This is a genomic window from Streptomyces sp. NPDC092370 (assembly GCF_044755265.1).
In the GTDB taxonomy this organism is placed as follows: Bacteria; Actinomycetota; Actinomycetes; order Streptomycetales; family Streptomycetaceae; genus Streptomyces.
The window spans coordinates 15,946-34,325 of record NZ_JBIVQO010000004.1 but is presented as its reverse complement, the minus strand read 5'-3'; the positions used below and the strand labels follow the sequence as shown (position 1 = coordinate 34,325).

The window sequence follows — 18,380 nt, the reverse complement described above, 5'->3', positions numbered from 1 at the left end:
AGGGCCCGCACTCACCCGAGCGCGGGCCCTCGCCATGAAATCGGAATGGGCGTCAGGCTGTCGCGGACGCCGTCAGGCCGTTCACCAGGAGCCTGGCGAGACTCTGTGCCCAGTCTGTGTCGACGGGCTCAGCGCTCACCAGGGCCCTGTGCACGACGGCACCTGCGATCATGTCGAAGATCAGATCCACCGCGCGGGCTGACTCCGACGGGTCCGTCTCCGGCAGCAGCTCGCCACGGGCCTGTGCTCTGGTCCGGCCCTCCACGACCAGACACTTCTGGCGGTTCACGATCGACTCGCGGATACGTTCCCGAAGGGCGTCGTCTCTCGTTGACTCCGCGACCACCGCCATGAGTCCGCTCCGCGCCTCCGGACGGGCCAGGATCGCCGCGAACTGCAGGACCACGCCCTCGATGTCGGCGGCCAGGGAGCCGCAGTCGGGGAGTTCCAGCTCGTCGAAGAGTTCCGCGACCGCGTCGACCACCAGTTCGTTCTTGCCCGCCCAGCGGCGGTAGAGCGTGGTTTTCGCAACCCCGGCGCGCGTGGCGACGTCCCCCAGGGTGAGTTTGGACCAGCCCAGTTCCACCAGAGCCTCGCGTGTCGCCGCCAGGATCGCGGCGTCCGCCGTGGCGCTGCGCGGGCGCCCGGTGCGGCTGGCTGGGCTGCGGCTCTGCATGTCACGACCATAGACCTGGCGATTCCCGTCGCGGCCGTGAGGGAGATCACCGGGGGGTGGTGTCCCGGCGCCACGGCGGGGCATTACGCTACGACTCGTAGCGGAAGCCCGCGATGGACGTACACGGGCCTCGCGCACCCGGCGTGGGGTGGGGACCCGGCGCCGAAAGGCACTCGACCGGCCTGGCTTTCACACCGTTTTTCACACGCGCGCGCAGGACGGGGGAGGATAGGCGCATGCAGCCACGGAACATGTCCATGAGCGGAGTCGTCGACCTCGCCGCGGTGAAGGCGGCCCAGGAGGCCAAGGCGAAGGCGGAGCAGGCGCGCGCGCAGTCCGCCCAGGAGGGCGGGACGGGGGCGATCTCCCCGGCCGACCTCGTCATCGACGTCGACGAGGCGGGGTTCGAGAGGGACGTCCTGCAGCGTTCCGCCGAGGTGCCCGTCGTCATCGACTTCTGGGCCGAGTGGTGTGAGCCCTGCAAGCAGCTCAGCCCGGTCCTGGAGCGGCTGGCCGTCGAGTACAACGGCCGCTTCCTGCTCGCCAAGATCGACGTCGACGCCAATCAGATGCTGATGCAGCAGTTCGGCATCCAGGGAATCCCCGCGGTGTTCGCGGTCGTCGCGGGTCAGGCACTGCCCCTCTTCCAGGGAGCGGCCGGCGAGGCGCAGATCCGGCAGACCCTGGACCAGCTGGTGCAGGTCGGCGAGCAGCGCTTCGGCCTGACCGGTCTCACCGTCGACCCCGAGGCCCAGCCGGGCGGCGCCCCGGCGGCTCCCGAGCGGCCGGCCGGCCCGCACGACGGGCTTCTTGAGGCCGCCGTGCAGGCCCTCGACTCGGGCGACCTGTCCGGCGCCGTCCAGGCGTACAAGAACGTACTGAACGAGGACCCGGCCAACGAGGAGGCCAAGCTGGGCCTCGCCCAGGCCGAGTTGCTCCAGCGGGTGCAGGGCGTCGACCCGCAGCAGGTGCGCCGGGACGCGGCCGACAAGCCGGCCGATGTGCAGGCGCAGATCGCCGCCGCCGACCTGGATCTGGTGGGCGGCCACGTCGAGGACGCGTTCGGCCGGCTCATCGAGACCGTGCAGCGCACGGTGGGTGACGACCGGGACACCGTACGGGTGCGGCTGCTGGAGCTGTTCGAGGTCGTCGGGCCCGACGATCCCCGCGTGATCGCTGCGCGCAGGGCCCTGGCGCGCGCCCTGTTCTGACCAGTCGTTAAACGCGCGGGCATGTGGTGCCCGCGTGAAAAGTTTGCCGATAGAAGGTCACTGCGGCCGCGCTTTACCAAATCTTGGTAATCGCGGCCGCTGTTACTACGAGTAAGTCTCGGGCGTTGATCTGTCGGATTCTGTCCATCGATCAACAGCTTTGTGTCGGCGTTCGAGGCCACCCTGTGTCGTCGGCCGAGACCGATGGGTCGCTGTTCGGTTATCCGGCCGTTACTAGCGAGTAACGAACCCCCTTGTGCGTGCGGCGAGAATGCACCACGATCGGCCACGCTCGGTCCATTCCCGTACCCCGGCAGCCGGTTGGGTCACGGGACAACCTGGGTCCCCACCGAGCAGAGCCGGCGGCAGTGGCGCCGGCTCTTGGACAGGGGGGTCTTCGCCCTTCCGGCGAAGCCTGTCCAGCAGGGTTGTGCGTGATGCGTGTCAGGCGCGACCAGTGGTTGTCGCTCGGGGGTGATCGCCGGTGATTCGGGCGCAGTTGCGCCGCCGAGTGCAGGCGCTCTCCTTCCCGAGGACGTAGCACTTCTCCCATCCCTGCCCGGCAGAGCGCCAATCGGGGCGAGCCAGGACAGGAGATGTACGTCCGAGAAGGAGGAAATATGGAGTCCCAGGTGCGTGGCGGGACCAGATGGAAGCGGTTCGCTGTGGTCATGGTGCCCAGCGTCGCCGCCACGGCTGCGATAGGTGTCGCCCTCGCGCAGGGCGCTCTCGCCGCGTCGTTCAGTGTCTCCGGGCAGTCGTTCAAGGTCACGACCGACCAGCTCGTCGGCACGGGCTTCTCGCAGTACGGCGCCCTCGATGAGGGATACACGATGGACGGCAAGAAGGCCGTCCACCCGGTCGCCGTCTCGTCGTTCAAGCAGGCGACGATCAAGAACCTGTGCCAGTCGGTCGTCACCCCGAACATTCCGGTGCTCGGGAACGTCAGCCTGATCCTGCGTGCGGGTCAGGGTGCGAAGCCGGTAGAGGCCCAGAACCTCTACATCGATGTTGCCGACCTCAGCGCCGACGCGACGTTCGAGAACATCGACATCGGTGTGGCCGCCAAGGACGCCACCAAGGGTCCGGCCATGCGGAAGGGCGAGACGGCGAACCCGTACGGCTTCGCCCAGCAGGCCGACAAGGCGACCCTGACCGACGTGAAGCAGACGGCGTGGGCGACCACCGCCGGAACCTTCAAGCTCAGCGGCCTGAAGATGTCGCTGTCGACGGGTGTCAAGGAGTGCTACTAAGCACTCGTTGACGGGCGGGGGAGCCGGTGGCGCCCCCGCCCGTCCACCTTCCGGCCGCGCCTTCACGCGGGGCCCACATCACCACCACAGCAACGCTGTACCAGGGAGCTGTTTTCCATGAGCGCCGAGACTCCTGCCGCCACCGACCAGTTCGCCGTCCGAAGGCAGCAGTTCCGCGCCTGGCGGGGTGAGCGGCCGTTCTGGGCCGGGCTGATGGTCCTTCTCAGTGGCCTGCCCATCGCCTACTTCCCGTACGCGAACCTCCAGATCGGTCACCTGACGCTGGCGATGGCGACCACCGCGGGTGCCGGATCCCTGATCATCGGCGTGCTGCTCGTCGTACTGGGCGTCAGCCTCTGGTTCCAGAAGCACGTCCGCGTCTTCGCGGGAGTCGCGGCGATCCTGCTGGCGCTGGTGTCCCTCCCCGTGTCGAATCTCGGCGGCTTCCTCATCGGCTTCCTCCTCGCCCTCGTGGGCGGGGCGATGGCCGTGGCCTGGGCGCCGGGCGCGGGGCCCGCGGGACAGCCCGCCGTCATGGCCGGCACGGGCAAGGCTCCCGAGGCCACCGACCACGACACCACGCTGCTGAAGACCGTGGACGGCGTGGACGGGCCGAACGATTTGTCAGGAACGAACCCGGCCAACGGGGCGAACGGGAGGCACAGTGCCGGCTGACGAGGTGACCCACGGGGTTGAGGTGGAGGCGTCCCGTGTGAGAACCGGGCCGCGCCACGCGGCGCCCAAGAAGCCGCTGTTCACCAGGTTCAGCAGGCCGACCGGCAAGGCGATAGCCATGGCGGCGATGCCGACGGCGGTGCTCATGGGCATGGGCTTCACGTCGACGCTCGCCATCGCTGACAGCGACACCCCGGCGGCCCCGACGTCGAAGAGCCTGACGGCCGACGAGTACAAGGACTGCGTGGCGGCCCTGGAGGACTCCGACAAGGACTCCAAGGACGACGAGTCCGCCTCGCCCACGCCGTCCCCCTCGGCGAGCGACGGCGCCACGGACGAGAAGGACAACCAGGGCGACACGGCCCCGGAGCCGTCCCCCTCGGGCGGCACGGACGCGAACAACGGCGGTTCCTCTTCGTCGGATTCAGGTGCCGACGACAAGCCCGAGCCGGAGCCGGCCCCGTCCACGAGCGCGCCCGCCACGGGCGGCGACGACGCGACGGCCACGCCGTCCCCCTCGCCGTCCGAGAGCGGCGGCAACGTGCTGGAGGACATCGGCGACGCCATCGGCGGCATCCTCGACGGCGGAAACGGCGAGGACAAGGACGAGGCGAGCCCCGACCCGACCCCGTCCGCATCGGCGTCGCAGAGCACCGAGAAGCCGGCCGAGGACACCTCCGGCGCCGGCGAGGACACGGCCGAGAAGGCCGCCGGCACGGTCGAGGACACCGTCAAGGACACCACCGGCAAGGCGTCCGACACGGCGAAGGACACCGGCAAGACGGTGGAGGACACCACCAAGGCCGTCGAGAAGGCGGCGGAGAAGGCCGCGGAGGCGGCGGAGAAGGCCGCGGAGGCGACCGCCTCGCCCAGCCCCTCCCCGAGCGCCACCACCGACCCGGACGACTGCCCGGCCGCCACCGACGCCGAGGGCGGCGTCGACAACAAGGTGCCGTTGCCCGACGACCCGTGGTATCTCAACGCCAGTTCCCTGACGCTGAAGGGCGCCGACTACAAGGGCATCGTCGAGGTGCGGACCGCCAACGGCACCGTCAAGAAGGTCCTGAAGTACGTCATATCGGGCGGCACCGACATCGGCGACCTCCACCAGACGGTCAAGGACAAGCAGTCCGGCAAGACCTACCACGTGCAGGCAGCCAAGGGCTCGACGTCCACGATCACCGGTGGCGACACCGTGATGTACACGGAGAGCATCTCCGGCAACCTGCTCGGGCTGATCCCGGTCACGTTCGACCCGGAGCACCCGCCGCCGCTGAACATCCCGCTGATCTACTTCACCAACGCGAAGGTCACTCAGGCCGGCCAGTTCGGCGGGACCCTGCACGTGCCCGGGCTGCACAACTTCATCACCGACTGAGCGCCCCTCAGGGCCCGTTCGAGAGCCGCACTCCGAGGGCGCCCCCTAAATCCCAGGGGGCGCCCTCGGTGGCGTGTGCGGGCCTTCACGGCCCTCTTGCGCTGACTCGGGAAGGAGAGACACGTGAGAACCCAGCTGAAACTGACCCGCGACGGCGACGCGTTCACCGCCCGGCTCGCGCCCCGGCAGGTGGCGGCGATGTACGAGGCGCTGAGCTATCTGCGCGAGCGGGACCGCGGTGACACGGAGCTGACCCTGTTGGTCGGCTCGGGCCGGGAGGCCGTCGACGCGCTGGTGGAACGCCTGGCAGGACGGCACACGGAGTCGCGCGACTTCCGCCTCACCATGGAGGAACTCCACATGGTGCACAGCGCGCTGACCGCCGCACCCGTCATGTTCGTCGAGCGCGGTGGCCTCTTCGCGGAGGAGCCGTTCAACATCCGCCTGGGCTTCTACCGGGAGAACTTCTACGCCCTGGCCCAAGCCGTCCTTCGGGCGGTTGCCGAGGCGTGACACGCGACGGAAACCACTGAGCGCATCAGGACGAGGGCGCCCCCTGGATCCCAGGGGGCGCCCTCGGTGGCGTGTGCGGGCCTTCACGGCCCTGGGCGGATCAGCCCTTGGCCTCGCCCAGGTGGTGGACCCGCACCATGTTGGTGGTGCCGGGCACGCCGGGGGGTGAACCGGCGGTGATGACCACGATGTCGCCGTCGTTGAAACGGTTCAGCTTCACCAGCTCCTGCTCGACCAGGTCGACCATCTCGTCGGTGCTGTTCACGAACGGCACCACGTGCGGCTCCACGCCCCAGCTCAGCGCCATCTGGTTGCGGGTGCCCTCGTCGGTGGTGAAGGCGATGATCGGCTGCTGGGCGCGGTAGCGGGACAGGCGGCGGGCCGTGTCGCCGGACTGGGTGAAGGCCACCAGGCCCCGGCCGCCGAGGAAGTCGGCGATCTCGCACGCGGCACGGGCCACCGAACCGCCCTGCGTGCGCGGCTTCTTGCCCGGGACGAGGGGCTGGAGCCCCTTGGACATCAGCTCCTGCTCGGCCGCGGTGACGATCTTCGACATCGTCTTGACGGTCTCGACCGGGTACGCGCCCACGCTCGACTCTGCGGACAGCATGACCGCGTCGGCGCCGTCCAGGATCGCGTTGGCCACGTCGGAGGCCTCGGCGCGGGTCGGACGGGAGTTGGTGATCATCGACTCCATCATCTGGGTCGCCACGATCACCGGCTTGGCGTTGCGCCGGCACAGCTCGATCAGGCGCTTCTGCACCATCGGGACCTTCTCGAGCGGGTACTCGACGGCCAGGTCACCGCGGGCGACCATCACACCGTCGAACGCCATCACGACGTCCTCCATGTTCTGCACCGCCTGCGGCTTCTCCACCTTGGCGATGACGGGGACCCGGCGGCCCTCCTCGTCCATGATCTTGTGGACGTCGGCCACGTCCTTGGCGTCGCGGACGAAGGACAGCGCGACCAGGTCGCAGCCCATGCGCAGCGCGAAGCGGAGGTCCTCGACGTCCTTCTCGGACAGGGCGGGCACGTTGACGGCCGCGCCGGGCAGGTTGATGCCCTTGTGGTCGGAGATGACGCCGCCCTCGATGACGATCGTCTTCACCCGGTGGCCCTCGACCTCGGTGACCCTCAGCTCGACGTTGCCGTCGTTGATGAGGATCTGGTCGCCGTGGGAGACGTCTCCGGGCAGTCCCTTGTAGGTCGTCCCGCAGATCGTCTTGTCGCCGGGGACGTCCTCGGTGGTGATGGTGAACTCGTCACCGCGCACCAGCTCCACGGGCCCCTCGGCGAAGGTCTCCAGACGGATCTTCGGGCCCTGGAGGTCGGCGAGGACACCGATGGCCCGGCCGGTCTCCTTGGCGGCGGCACGGACCCGGTCGTACCGGCCCTGGTGCTCGGCGTGCGAGCCGTGGCTGAAGTTGAAGCGGGCCACGTTCATGCCGGCTTCGATCAGCGCGACAAGCTGATCGTGGGAGTCGACCGCGGGGCCGAGAGTACAGACGATTTTCGAACGGCGCATGGGGCGATCCTATCGGTTTGTTTCGCAACGGAATATTCCGTCTGGCGGAAAATACAAAAGGGCGGGTTGCCGCTCAGGTGTGATTCCCCGAACCAATTACCAGCGCGTAGGTCTGTGTCGCGATCTCCAATTCCTCGTCGGTGGGCACCACCGCCACGGCGACCCGGGCGCCCTCGGGCGAGATCAGCCGTGCCTCGTCACCGCGCACGGCGTTGCGCTCGCCGTCCACCGCCAGGCCCAGCTCCTCGAGGCCCGCCAGGGCGGCCGCCCGCACGGGAGCCGCGTTCTCACCGACACCGGCCGTGAAGGCGACCGCGTCCACGCGCCCGAGTACCGCGTAATAGGCGCCGATGTACTTCTTCAGCCGGTGAATGTAGATGTCGAACGCCAGCTCCGCCTGCTCGTCACCCTCGTCGACGCGGCGGCGGATCTCCCTCATGTCGTTGTCACCGCACAGGCCGAGCAGGCCGCTCTTCTTGTTGAGAAGAGTGTCGATCTCGTCGGCGGACATTCCCCCAACACGCATCAAATGGAAGATGACGGCCGGGTCCATGTCTCCGGAGCGCGTACCCATCACGAGCCCCTCCAAAGGCGTCAGACCCATGGAGGTGTCCACGCACCGGCCGCCCCGCACGGCGGACGCCGACGCCCCGTTGCCCAGGTGCAGCACGATCACGTTCGTCTCGGACGGGTCCTTGCCCAGCAGCCCGGCGGTGGCCCGGGAGACGTAGGCGTGCGAGGTGCCGTGGAAGCCGTAGCGGCGGACGCGGTGCTCGTCGGCGGTCTTCACGTCGATCGCGTAGCGGGCGGCCGACTCCGGCATGGTCGTGTGGAAGGCGGTGTCGAAGACGGCGACCTGCGGCAGGTCGGGGCGCAGTACCTGGGCCGTGCGGATGCCGGTGAGGTTGGCCGGGTTGTGCAGCGGGGCCACCGGGATGAGCCGTTCGATCTCGGCGAGCACCGCGTCGTCGACGACGGTCGGCTCGGTGAAGGTCTTGCCCCCGTGCACCACCCGGTGCCCGATCGCGGCCAGTTCGGGCGAGTCCAGGCCGAGGCCGTCCTTGGCGAGCTCCTCGGCGACGGCCTTCAGAGCGGCGTCGTGGTCGGCGATCGCACCGCCGCGCTCCCGGCTCTCACCGCCGGCCGGGGTGTGCTTCAGCCGGGAGGTCTGCTCGCCGATGCGCTCGACCAGGCCCACCGCCAGCCGGCTGCTGTCGCGCATGTCGAGCAGCTGGTACTTCACCGACGAGGAACCGGAGTTCAGGACGAGGACACGGGTGGGGCTCACTGGGCGGTCGCCTTCTCGCTCGGGGACGGGGCGGGGGTCTGGGCCTGGATCGCCGTGATGGCGACGGTGTTGACGATGTCCTGGACGAGGGCGCCCCGGGACAGGTCGTTGACCGGCTTGCGCAGACCCTGGAGCACCGGGCCGACGGCGATCGCGCCGGCCGAGCGCTGCACGGCCTTGTAGGTGTTGTTGCCGGTGTTCAGGTCGGGGAAGATCAGCACGCTCGCCTGCCCGGCGACCTCGGAGCCGGGCAGCTTGGTCGCCGCGACCGACGGCTCCACGGCGGCGTCGTACTGAATCGGGCCCTCGATCCTCAGGTCGGGCCGGCGCGAGCGGACGAGCTCGGTGGCCTCGCGCACCTTGTCGACGTCGGCGCCGGAGCCGGAGGTGCCGGTGGAGTACGACAGCATCGCGATTCGCGGCTCCACGCCGAACTGTTCGGCCGTGCTCGCCGACTGGATGGCGATGTCGGCGAGCTGCTGGGCGTTCGGGTCCGGGTTGACCGCGCAGTCGCCGTAGACGAGGACCTTGTCGGCCAGGCACATGAAGAACACGGACGAGACGATGTCGGCGTCCGGCTTGGTCTTGATGATCTCGAAGGCCGGCCGGATGGTCGCGGCCGTGGAGTGCACCGAGCCCGACACCATGCCGTCGGCGAGGCCCTCCTGGACCATCAGCGTGCCGAAGTAGTTCACGTCGGACACCACGTCGTAGGCCAGTTCCACGGTGACGCCCCGGTGCGCGCGCAGGGCCGCGTACTTCTCGGCGAAGGCGTCACGCAGTTCGGAGGCGGCCGGGTCGATCAGCTGGGACTCACCGAGGTCGATGCCGAGATCGGCGGCCTTCTTGCGGATCTGGTCGACCGGGCCGAGCAGGGTCAGCTCGCACACGCCGCGGCGCAGCAGCACCTCGGCCGCGTGCAGCACACGCTCCTCGGTGCCCTCGGGCAGGACGACCCGGCGCAGGTCGGAGCGCGCCTGCTCCAGCAGCTTGTGCTCGAACATCATCGGCGTCACGCGGTCGCTGCTCGGCGCGGAGACGCGGCGCGCGAGGTCGCCGGTGTCGGCGTACCGCTCGAACAGGCCGAGGGCCCGCTCCGCCTTGCGCGGCGTGGCGGCGTTGAGCTTGCCCTCCAGGGAGAACAGCTGCTCGGCGGTGGGGAAGCTGGTACCGGCCACCGACAGCACCGGGGTGCCGGGGGCGAGCCGGTCGGCGAGGGTGAGGATGTCGTCGCCGGGCACCTCGTCCAGGGTGAGCAGCACGCCCGCGATCGGCGGGGTGCCGGCGCTGTGCGCGGCGAGCGCGCCGACGACCAGGTCGGCGCGGTCGCCCGGGGTGACGACGAGGCAGCCCGGGGTCAGGGCGCCCAGGAAGTTCGGCAGCATCGCGCCGCCGAAGACGAAGCCGAGCACGTCCCGGGCGAGCCCCGAGTCGTCGCCGAGCACCACCTTGGCACCGAGGGCGTGACCGATCTGCGAGACGGTCGGCGCGGACAGCGCGGGCTCGTCGGGCAGGACGTAACAGGGCACCGGCAGCCGGGAGTCGAGCTGGCCGGCGATCTCGTCACGGTCCTCGCGGGCCACCCGGTTGGCGACCATGGCCAGGACGTCGCAGCCGAGGGTGGCGTAGGCGCGGTAGGCGTTGCGTGTCTCGGCGAGCACCGACTCCACGGGCTGCTTGCGGCCGCCGACGACCGGGATCACGGACGCGCCGAACTCGTTCGCCAGGCGGGCGTTGAGCGACAGCTCGTCCGGGAGCTGGGTGTCGGCGTAGTCGGTGCCGAGGACCAGGACGACGTCGTAGTCCCGGGCGACGAGGTGGAAACGGTCGACGAGCGTGGACACCAGCTCGTCGGTGCCGGCCTCGGCCTGGAGGGCGGACGCCTCGTGGTAGTCCATGCCGTAGACGGTGACCGGGTCCTGGGTGAGCCGGTAACGAGCGCGCAGCAGCTCGAAGAGGCGGTCGGGCCCGTCGTGGACCAGGGGGCGGAACACGCCCACCCGGTCGACCTGCCGGGTGAGGAGCTCCATGACCCCCAGTTCGACGACCTGGCGTCCGTCGCCTCGGTCGATGCCGGTCACGTACACGCTGCGGGTCACGCGCGCTCTCCGTTTCGTCTCGGATGGGGGTACGCCTCTCGCCCCACTGCTATCCAGCCAGGGGCACAAAAATCGCCCACCGAGGTGAGCAGAACCCTCTTGACAATACCTCTGCGGCTATATAAGGCACCCGGCAGGCCGGGGGTGCCGCACCGGGCCGCGGAGCGTGAAACAATCGGCAGTGGCTCACCGGTATCAACAGCGAGCAGGAGACACAGCACGATGCGTATCGGAGTTCTCACCGCAGGCGGCGACTGCCCCGGCCTGAACGCCGTGATCCGGTCGGTCGTGCACCGGGCGGTCGACAACTACGGCGACGAGGTCATCGGCTTCGAGGACGGCTACGCGGGCCTGCTCGACGGCCGCTACCGCTCCCTCGATCTGAACGCGGTCAGCGGCATCCTGGCCCGCGGCGGCACCATCCTCGGCTCGTCCCGGCTGGAGCGCGACCGGCTCCGGGAGGCGTGCGAGAACGCCTCCGACATGATCCACGAATTCGGGATCGACGCGCTGATCCCGATCGGCGGCGAGGGCACGCTGACGGCCGCGCGCATGCTCAGCGACGCGGGCCTGCCCGTCGTGGGCGTCCCGAAGACGATCGACAACGACATCTCCTCCACGGACCGCACCTTCGGTTTCGACACCGCGGTGGGGGTCGCCACCGAGGCGATGGACCGGCTGAAGACCACCGCCGAGTCCCACCAGCGGGTGATGGTGGTGGAGGTCATGGGCCGGCACGCCGGCTGGATCGCGCTGGAGTCCGGCATGGCCGCCGGCGCGCACGGGATCTGCCTGCCGGAGCGCCCGTTCGACCCGGCCGACCTCGTGAAGATGGTCGAGGAGCGCTTCTCCCGCGGCAAGAAGTTCGCCGTGGTCTGCGTCGCCGAGGGCGCCCATCCCGCCGAAGGCACCATGGACTACGTCAAGGGCGCCATAGACAAGTTCGGCCACGAGCGCTTCCAGGGCATCGGCACCGCCCTCGCCCACGAGCTGGAGCGGCGCCTCGGCAAGGAGGCCAAGCCGGTCATCCTCGGCCACATTCAGCGCGGTGGTGTGCCGACCGCCTACGACCGGGTGCTCGCCACGCGGTTCGGCTGGCACGCGGTGGAGGCGGCACACCAGGGGAGGTTCGGCCGGATGACCGCCCTGCGCGGGACGGACATCGTGATGGTCCCGCTCGCGGAGGCCGTGACCGAGCTGAAGACGGTACCGAAGGACCGGATGGACGAGGCGGAGTCGGTCTTCTAGAGGGCGGCTGCCCAGCCGGCCCCCAGGTCGGTGTCGTCCTGGAGCTTCGTCCAGAAGTGCTCCACGATCCGGTCCAGGAAGTCCTGGCCGGCGCCGCCCGCGTCACCGCTGCCGCCGCCCCAGCTCAGGGTGGCGGCCATGTAGCCCTGGTAGTCCGCGTGCAGCGCCCGCAGGGCGCGTTCCAGGAACCGCCGGTCCAGGGGCACGAGTGTGGCCACCGGGCGGACCCGGGCCTGCCAGCGGGTGGTGGCGGCGCTGCGCAGCAGGTCCCCGAGCTTGGCGTTCCTGCCGGTGACGGTGACGAAGTCGGGCAGTCCCAGCCCGAGCAGATCGGCCAGGGCGGCTGACTGGCGGTCGGTGCCGCGCCAGATGCCGGACTCCTCCATGCGCAGATACGCGTGCACGTCGTGCCCCACGGCCCGGGCCACGTCCTCCGGGGCGAGGCAGCGGGCGATGCGGTGTTCTCGCAGGGTGCGCGGTCTGCCGATGAGTTCGGCGGGCGAGCACCACAGCACGCCCGCCAGTGCGGTGAGCTCGGAGTTGGTCGGGGCGGCGGCCCCGCGTTCCCAGGCCCTCACGTGGTCCGGGGTGACGTGGGGATGCCCGTACGAGACGCGCATGCCGTAGGCGACGTGCTCGGGTGCCATGCCGAGGGCCGCGCGCAGCCGGCGGGCGGCGGGGGCGTTGAAGGGCGGGACCGCGGGGGCGGACCGCGGCGGGGGAGGGTACGGGGGCTGGCTCGGTCGGGCTGAAGGTCGGCGCACGGCCCACAAGTTAGGGCGACCGGAGAGGGCTGACTACGGTCTGTTCGGCCAGGATCACGGATTGTAGGAAGCTACGGCTACCGGCGGGTTGGACCGCGGCCGAAGATCGTCTGTCGGCCGGGGCGGTGGCGGGGTGAGGATGGCGCCGGGGCCGGTGATCGCGGGCCCGGAAAGGCGGCGACTCACGTGAACGGCAAGCTCAAAGGGCATATGCGCGAGCGTCTTCTCGCGCCGAACTTCTGGCACCTCGCGACCGTGGGGGCGGACGGGGCGCCTCAGGTGTCGCCCATGTGGGCGGACATCGAAGGAGAGTACGTCATGGTCAACACCTCGATGGGGCGGGTGAAGGAAGAGAATCTGCGGCGCAATCCCTACGTTTCGCTGTCGCACCACGACCCCGGCAACCCGTACGACCGGGCGGAGATCCGGGGGAAGGTCGTGCGGTTCGTGGAGGGAGAGGCCGCGGAGCGGGCGATGGACCGGCTGGCGCGGAAGTACCTCGGCGAGGACCGGTACCCGTGGCTGCTGCCGGGTGAGCGCCGGGTGATGCTGCTGATCGAGCCGACACGGGTGCGGAGGCTGGAGGGGGTCGAGCCGTTCCGGCCGGGCGTACTGCCGGAGGGGACGGACATCCCTTAGGGGTGTCCGCGTCCGGCCGCGCATCGGGCGCGGCCCGGCGGACGTCGGGCGTCCTGCACGTCGGCGGACCGGGCGATGGCGACGTGGGCCTTCTCGAACTGCTTCCCCATGTCCGTGAGACAGGTGTCCATCGCCTTGACGGAGGTGTCCGTGGACTGTTTGAAGGAGACCTGCACGGTATCCGGGTCGCTGCCGGGCCCCCGCCGCAGGCGGTGAGGGCTGCTCGAGGCGAGGACCAGGGCGGCGAGGGGGGTGAGGGCGGCGGTGGGGCGCACGGGCACGACCTCCTTCCGGGCGCACGTCGTCGTGGCCGGGACGGTTGCGTCGTGAACCTGAGTTGCGTGGGTCCCGTCGGGTCGATGCGTGTGCGGCGGTTCGATCGGCGGCTGATGGGCCGTCACTGGCCCGTGACCCAGCGGTACTGCAACTCCGGCCGGCCCACCGTGCCGTACTGCGGGCGGCGGGCCGCGCGGCCCGCGTCGACGAGATGCTCCAGGTAACGGCGGGCCGTGATCCGGGAGATGCCCACGGTCTCCGCGACTCCCGCGGCCGTGAGGCCCTCCGCGCTGTCGCGCAGGGCCACCGTCACCCGCTCCAGCGTCGGCGCGCTCAGCCCCTTGGGCAGGGCGGCCGGGCCCGGCGCGCGCAGGGCCGCGAGCGCCCGGTCCACCTCGTCCTGACCGCTGGCCTCGCCGACCGCCGCGTGGAACTCCGCGTAGCGCACCAGGCGGTCGCGCAGGGTCGCGAAGGTGAACGGCTTCAGGACGTACTGCACGACCCCCAGCGAGACGCCCTCGCGTACGACGGCCAGGTCGCGCGCCGACGTCACCGCTATGACGTCCGCGTGGTGACCGGCCGTCCTGAGGGACCGGGCCAGTTGCAGCCCGTGCACGTCCGGCAGGTGCAGATCGAGCAGGAGGAGGTCCACCGGGGTGCGCTCCAGGACCCGGCGGGCCTCCGCACCCGAATGCGCCTTGCCCACGGCCACGAACCCGGGCACCCGGCCCACGTACATCACGTGCGCGTCGGCGGCGACCGGGTCGTCCTCCACCACCAGCACCCGAATGGCCTGCTCGGTGTCCGTCATGCGTCGCCTCCAGCGCCTCTGGCCACCGTGGCCCCGGATGTCACGATCGCGCCCGCCGCCCCGGACTCCCGCAGCGGCAGCCGAACCTCGAACTCCGCTCCGCCCCCCTCGGCCTCCGTCACCGTCAGGGAGCCCTCGTGCCGCTGCGCCGCCTGTCGTACGAGCGCCAGCCCGAGGCCCCGGCCGCCCGGGCCCGCCGGCTTCGTCGTGAAGCCGCGCTGGAAGACCGCCTCGGCGTGCTCGGGGTCCACGCCCGGGCCCGTGTCGGAGACCCGCAGCACCAGCTCCGGGGTGTCCCCGGTGTCCCGGGTGTACGCCGCCACCGTCACCCGGGCCCCCGTGCTGCCCTGCGCCGCGTCCACGGCGTTGTCGATCAGGTTGCCGAGGATGGTCACCAGGTCCCGCGCGGGCAGGGTCTGCGGCAGCAGGCCGTCGTCCAGGCTGCTGTCCTGCGACACCATCAGCTCCACGCCCCGCTCGTTCGCCTGGGCCGTCTTGCCCAGCAGCAGCGCCGCGAGCACCGGCTCGCTCACCGCCGCCACGACCTGGTCGGTCAGTGCCTGCGCCAGCTCCAGCTCGGCGGTCGCGAACTCCACCGCTTCCTCCGCCCGGCCCAGCTCGATCAGCGACACGACCGTGTGCAGCCGGTTCGCCGCCTCGTGGGCCTGTGAGCGCAGCGCCTGTGTGAAGCCCCGCTCGGAGTCCAACTCGCCCATCAGCGACTGGAGTTCGGTGACATCGCGCAGCGTGACGACCGTACCGCGCCGCTCGCCGCCCGACACCGGTGAGGTGTTGACGACCAGGACCCGGGACGCCGTCAGATACACCTCGTCCACCCGTGGCTCCGACGCCAGCAGGGCACCCGTCAGCGGGGCGGGCAATCCCAGTTCCGCCACCGACCTGCCCACCACGTCCCCGGCCACGCCGAGCAACTCACGACCTCCGTCGTTGATCAGCGCCACACGGTACTGCCCGTCCAGCATCAGCAGGCCCTCGCGTACGGCGTGCAGGGCGGCCTGATGGTAGTCGTGCATCCGGCTGAGCTCGGTCGCGTTCATGCCGTGGGTGTGACGGCGCAGCCTGGCGTTGATGACGTAGGTGCCGACCGCGCCCAGCACCAGCGCGCCCGCCGCGACGCCGAGCAGGGCCGTCAGCTGGCCCTGGACCCGCTGGGTGATCTGGTCGACCCGGATCCCCGCGCTGACCAGACCGACCACCTTCCGGCCGTCCCGGATCGGGGTGACCGCGCGGACCGACGGACCGAGCGTGCCGGTGTAGGTCTCGGTGAACGTCTCGCCCCTCAGGGCCCGCTCGGTGTGGCCCCGGAAGGTCTGGCCGATCTGCCGGGGGTCGGGGTGCGTCCAGCGGATGCCCCGCGGATCCATGATCGTGATGAAGTCGACCTCGGTGTCCCGCATCACCTTCAGCGCGTACGGCTGGAGCTCGGCCGTCGGATCGCTGGTGCGGGTCGCCGCCAGCACGGACGGGGAGTCCGCGACGGACCGGGCCACCGCCCTGGCCTGGCGCGTCGCGGCCTCCTCGGCCTGGCTGCGGTCGCTGACATAGGTGAACAGCGCGTATCCGGCCACGACGACGGCTATCAGCACGGCCTGCATGGCGAAGAGCTGGCCCGCCAGACTGCGGGGACCGGGGACGGTGAGGCGCATGCCGTCAGTGTGCACCGTGGCTGATTGTGAACTAAATGAACGGAAGGGTGACCGCGCTCACAGAGCAGGACATAGTCACGGGCATTCCCCATAACGCATCCCCGGGAGCCCCGCTCCCTTTCCCCCGGACGTGAGCCGCACGCCGGTGATGCCGACGACGTCGTCAAGGAGGGCCGCCGTGACCAGCGCAGCCGATACGGCACCTGCCGCACCCAAAGCCAAGCGGGACCGCACGCACTATCTCTACATCGCGGTGATCATCGCGGTCGCCGCCGGTATCGCGGTGGGTCTGGCCGCACCCGACTTCGCTGTCGGGCTGAAGCCCATCGGCACGGGTTTCGTGGCCCTGATCAAGATGATGATCTCGCCGATCATCTTCTGTACCATCGTCCTGGGCATCGGCTCGGTGCGGAAAGCCGCCAAGGTCGGTGCCGTCGGCGGTATCGCCCTGAGCTACTTCACGGTGATGTCGCTGGTCGCGCTGGGCATCGGCCTGGTCGTCGGCAACATCCTGGAGCCGGGCACCGGCCTCGCGGTGACCGACGCGATCAAGGACGCCGGTCATGCGCAGGTCGACGCCGAGGCCAAGGACACCACGGAGTTCCTGCTCGGCATCATCCCGACCACGATCGTCTCCGCCTTCACCAACGAGTCGGTCCTGCAGACCCTGCTGATCGCCCTCCTCGCGGGCTTCGCGCTCCAGGGGATGGGCTCGGCCGGCCAGCCCATCCTGCGCGGCATCGAGCACATCCAGCGGCTCGTCTTCCGCATCCTCGCGATGGTGATGTGGGCCGCCCCGATCGGTGCCTTCGGCGCCATCGCCGCCGTCACCGGCTCCGCCGGCCTGGACGCGCTCAAGAGCCTCGCCGTGCTGATGCTCGGCTTCTACGTCACCTGTTTCCTGTTCGTCTTCATCGTGCTCGGCATCCTGCTGCGGGCCGTCTCCGGCCTGAACATCTTGACCCTGTTCAAGTACCTGGGCCGCGAGTTCCTGCTGATCCTGTCCACGTCCTCCTCCGAGTCCGCGCTGCCGCGGCTCATCGCCAAGATGGAGCACCTGGGCGTCAGCAAGCCGGTGGTCGGCATCACCGTCCCGACCGGCTACTCCTTCAACCTCGACGGCACCATGATCTACATGACCATGGCCTCGCTGTTCATCGCCGACGCCATGGGTACGCCGATGTCGATCGGCGAGCAGATCCCGCTGCTGCTCTTCCTGCTGGTCGCCTCCAAGGGCGCCGCCGGTGTCACCGGCGCCGGCCTCGCGACGCTGGCCGGCGGTCTGCAGTCGCACAAGCCGGCCCTGGTGGACGGCATCGGCCTCATCGTCGGCATCGACCGCTTCATGAGCGAGGCCCGCGCCCTGACCAACTTCGCCGGCAACGCCGTGGCCACCGTGCTGATCGGCACCTGGACGAAGGAGATCGACAAGGACCGCGTGAACCAGGTCCTCGCCGGTCAGCTGCCCTTCGACGAGAAGACGCTGCTGGACGACGGGCACGGCGGCCCGGCCGAGGACCGCGTCGAGGCCGAGGTGCCCGACCAGGGCGGCGAGAAGGAGCTGGCGAAGGCCTGAGGGCCGCGCCGCCCCCGCGAGACTCCGGGCGGCTGGGTGTCCCCCCGTCGCTCAGCCGCCCGGTCCACCCGCAGAGAAGATCAGTCGTTCAGCTTCGCCACCAGCTCGGTGGCATCGGAGGCGGGCACGCCCGCCGCGGTCAAAATCGTGACCGCGGCGCAGCGGCCCGCCTCCTGCGCTGCCACGAGCCCGTCGTTCACCGCTTCCATCAGCGCGACCAGCATCTGCTCCTGCACGTACGCCAGGGCCGGCGCGGGCAGGGGTGAGCTGAAGACGCCCTGGTCGAGGCCGCGCCGGAGCACCTCGGTGGCGGCCTCCCGGACGGGGGCGAGCCGTTCCCTGATGCCCTGCATGGTGACCGTGCGCTGGGCGAGCGCGATCAGCAGCCGGTAGCGGTCGGCGAGTTCCCACACGGCCAGCACCGAGCGCGCCACCGCCTCGGCCGGGTCCCGCACGCCCGCGCGGCCCGCCGCGTGCGCGCCGGACAGGGCTTCCACCGCCTCGTCGACGAGCGTGCTGATCAGCGCCTCGCGGCTCGGGAAGTGGCCGTACACCGTCCGCCGTACGACGCCCGCGGCGCGGGCGATCTGGTCCATGGACGCGTCGGCGTCGCGCAGCAGCTCGGCGAGGGCGACGTCGAGGATGCGGCGGCGGTTGGCGTCGGCGCGGCTGGGTCCCGTGGTCATGGACGTCATTGTGCCCCTTCCCCCATCGAGTTGCACACTTCTGTGCAACGACGTAGATTGCACACTGTTGTGTAAATGCACAGCCATGTGCA

Annotated in this window: 17 protein-coding genes; 8 read left to right on the top strand and 9 right to left on the bottom strand. The window is 70.4% G+C overall.

The genetic code is table 11. The annotated features are described in order from the left end of the window. Positions 1-52: 52 nt before the first annotated feature. Positions 53-676, bottom strand: a complete 624-nt coding sequence (locus tag ACIQHQ_RS14135) for a TetR/AcrR family transcriptional regulator (protein ID WP_402612213.1) — start codon at positions 674-676, stop codon at positions 53-55. A gap of 236 nt (positions 677-912) precedes the next feature. Between ACIQHQ_RS14135 and ACIQHQ_RS14130 the strand changes: the two genes are divergently transcribed. From ACIQHQ_RS14130 to ACIQHQ_RS14110, 5 genes are all read left to right on the top strand, one after another. Then, positions 913-1,887 (top strand): tetratricopeptide repeat protein, encoded by a 975-nt coding sequence (locus ACIQHQ_RS14130; protein WP_402612212.1) that lies wholly within the window; start codon positions 913-915, stop codon positions 1,885-1,887. Between the two features lie 620 nt (positions 1,888-2,507). Then, a complete protein-coding gene (locus ACIQHQ_RS14125) occupies positions 2,508-3,140 on the top strand; it encodes a DUF6230 family protein (protein ID WP_062929130.1) in 633 nt (210 codons plus the stop codon). Positions 3,141-3,257: 117 nt separating this feature from the next. Then, entirely contained in the window at positions 3,258-3,815 is a 558-nt protein-coding gene (locus ACIQHQ_RS14120) for a DUF6114 domain-containing protein (RefSeq protein ID WP_402612211.1), read from the top strand. After that, entirely contained in the window at positions 3,805-5,193 is a 1,389-nt protein-coding gene (locus ACIQHQ_RS14115) for a hypothetical protein (protein WP_402612210.1), read from the top strand. Before ACIQHQ_RS14120 ends, ACIQHQ_RS14115 begins: the two co-directional genes overlap by 11 nt. 123 nt (positions 5,194-5,316) lie before the next feature. Next, the gene (locus tag ACIQHQ_RS14110) at positions 5,317-5,706 is read left to right on the top strand and encodes a hypothetical protein (protein ID WP_402612209.1); all 390 of its coding nucleotides are present in this window, start codon (positions 5,317-5,319) and stop codon (positions 5,704-5,706) included. 100 nt (positions 5,707-5,806) lie between these two features. On the opposite strand, the gene pyk is transcribed toward ACIQHQ_RS14110, so the two are convergent. The 3 genes from pyk to pta all read right to left on the bottom strand — a co-directional run bounded on the left by pyk (position 5,807) and on the right by pta (position 10,621). After that, the gene (gene pyk / locus ACIQHQ_RS14105; RefSeq protein ID WP_402612208.1) at positions 5,807-7,234 is read right to left on the bottom strand and encodes a pyruvate kinase; all 1,428 of its coding nucleotides are present in this window, start codon (positions 7,232-7,234) and stop codon (positions 5,807-5,809) included. Between the two features lie 73 nt (positions 7,235-7,307). Continuing rightward, positions 7,308-8,522 (bottom strand): acetate kinase, encoded by a 1,215-nt coding sequence (locus ACIQHQ_RS14100; RefSeq protein WP_402612207.1) that lies wholly within the window; start codon positions 8,520-8,522, stop codon positions 7,308-7,310. Beyond that, positions 8,519-10,621, bottom strand: coding sequence for a phosphate acetyltransferase (pta, locus tag ACIQHQ_RS14095; protein ID WP_402612206.1), 2,103 nt, complete (start codon positions 10,619-10,621; stop codon positions 8,519-8,521). Before pta ends, ACIQHQ_RS14100 begins: the two co-directional genes overlap by 4 nt. 222 nt (positions 10,622-10,843) lie before the next feature. On the opposite strand from pta, the gene ACIQHQ_RS14090 reads away from it, so the two are divergent. Further along, positions 10,844-11,869 (top strand): ATP-dependent 6-phosphofructokinase, encoded by a 1,026-nt coding sequence (locus ACIQHQ_RS14090; protein WP_402612205.1) that lies wholly within the window; start codon positions 10,844-10,846, stop codon positions 11,867-11,869. Here the strand turns inward: ACIQHQ_RS14090 and ACIQHQ_RS14085 are convergent. Beyond that, positions 11,866-12,642 carry a helix-turn-helix domain-containing protein gene (locus tag ACIQHQ_RS14085; RefSeq protein WP_402612204.1) on the bottom strand — a complete coding sequence of 259 codons (777 nt, stop codon included), beginning with the start codon at positions 12,640-12,642 and terminating at the stop codon, positions 11,866-11,868. The two genes, ACIQHQ_RS14090 and ACIQHQ_RS14085, sit on opposite strands and share 4 nt — an antisense overlap. A 201-nt stretch (positions 12,643-12,843) precedes the next feature. Between ACIQHQ_RS14085 and ACIQHQ_RS14080 the strand changes: the two genes are divergently transcribed. Then, the gene (locus tag ACIQHQ_RS14080; RefSeq protein ID WP_402612203.1) at positions 12,844-13,272 is read left to right on the top strand and encodes a PPOX class F420-dependent oxidoreductase; all 429 of its coding nucleotides are present in this window, start codon (positions 12,844-12,846) and stop codon (positions 13,270-13,272) included. Here ACIQHQ_RS14080 and ACIQHQ_RS14075 read toward each other — a convergent pair. The 3 genes from ACIQHQ_RS14075 to ACIQHQ_RS14065 form a co-directional block, all read right to left on the bottom strand. Then, positions 13,269-13,547 (bottom strand): hypothetical protein, encoded by a 279-nt coding sequence (locus ACIQHQ_RS14075; protein WP_402612202.1) that lies wholly within the window; start codon positions 13,545-13,547, stop codon positions 13,269-13,271. The genes ACIQHQ_RS14080 and ACIQHQ_RS14075 overlap by 4 nt on opposite strands. Before the next feature lie 122 nt (positions 13,548-13,669). Further along, positions 13,670-14,359, bottom strand: coding sequence for a response regulator (locus ACIQHQ_RS14070; RefSeq protein ID WP_390990959.1), 690 nt, complete (start codon positions 14,357-14,359; stop codon positions 13,670-13,672). Then, on the bottom strand, positions 14,356-16,026 hold the full coding sequence (locus ACIQHQ_RS14065) for an ATP-binding protein (protein WP_402612201.1): 1,671 nt from the start codon (positions 16,024-16,026) through the stop codon (positions 14,356-14,358). The genes ACIQHQ_RS14070 and ACIQHQ_RS14065 overlap by 4 nt, the downstream gene beginning before the upstream one ends. A gap of 178 nt (positions 16,027-16,204) precedes the next feature. Here ACIQHQ_RS14065 and ACIQHQ_RS14060 point away from each other — a divergent pair, with 178 nt between their 5' ends. Next, entirely contained in the window at positions 16,205-17,602 is a 1,398-nt protein-coding gene (locus ACIQHQ_RS14060; RefSeq protein ID WP_402612200.1) for a cation:dicarboxylate symporter family transporter, read from the top strand. Positions 17,603-17,682: 80 nt separating this feature from the next. Here ACIQHQ_RS14060 and ACIQHQ_RS14055 read toward each other — a convergent pair whose 3' ends face one another. Further along, positions 17,683-18,297 (bottom strand): TetR/AcrR family transcriptional regulator, encoded by a 615-nt coding sequence (locus ACIQHQ_RS14055; protein ID WP_402612199.1) that lies wholly within the window; start codon positions 18,295-18,297, stop codon positions 17,683-17,685. Positions 18,298-18,380: the final 83 nt, after the last annotated feature.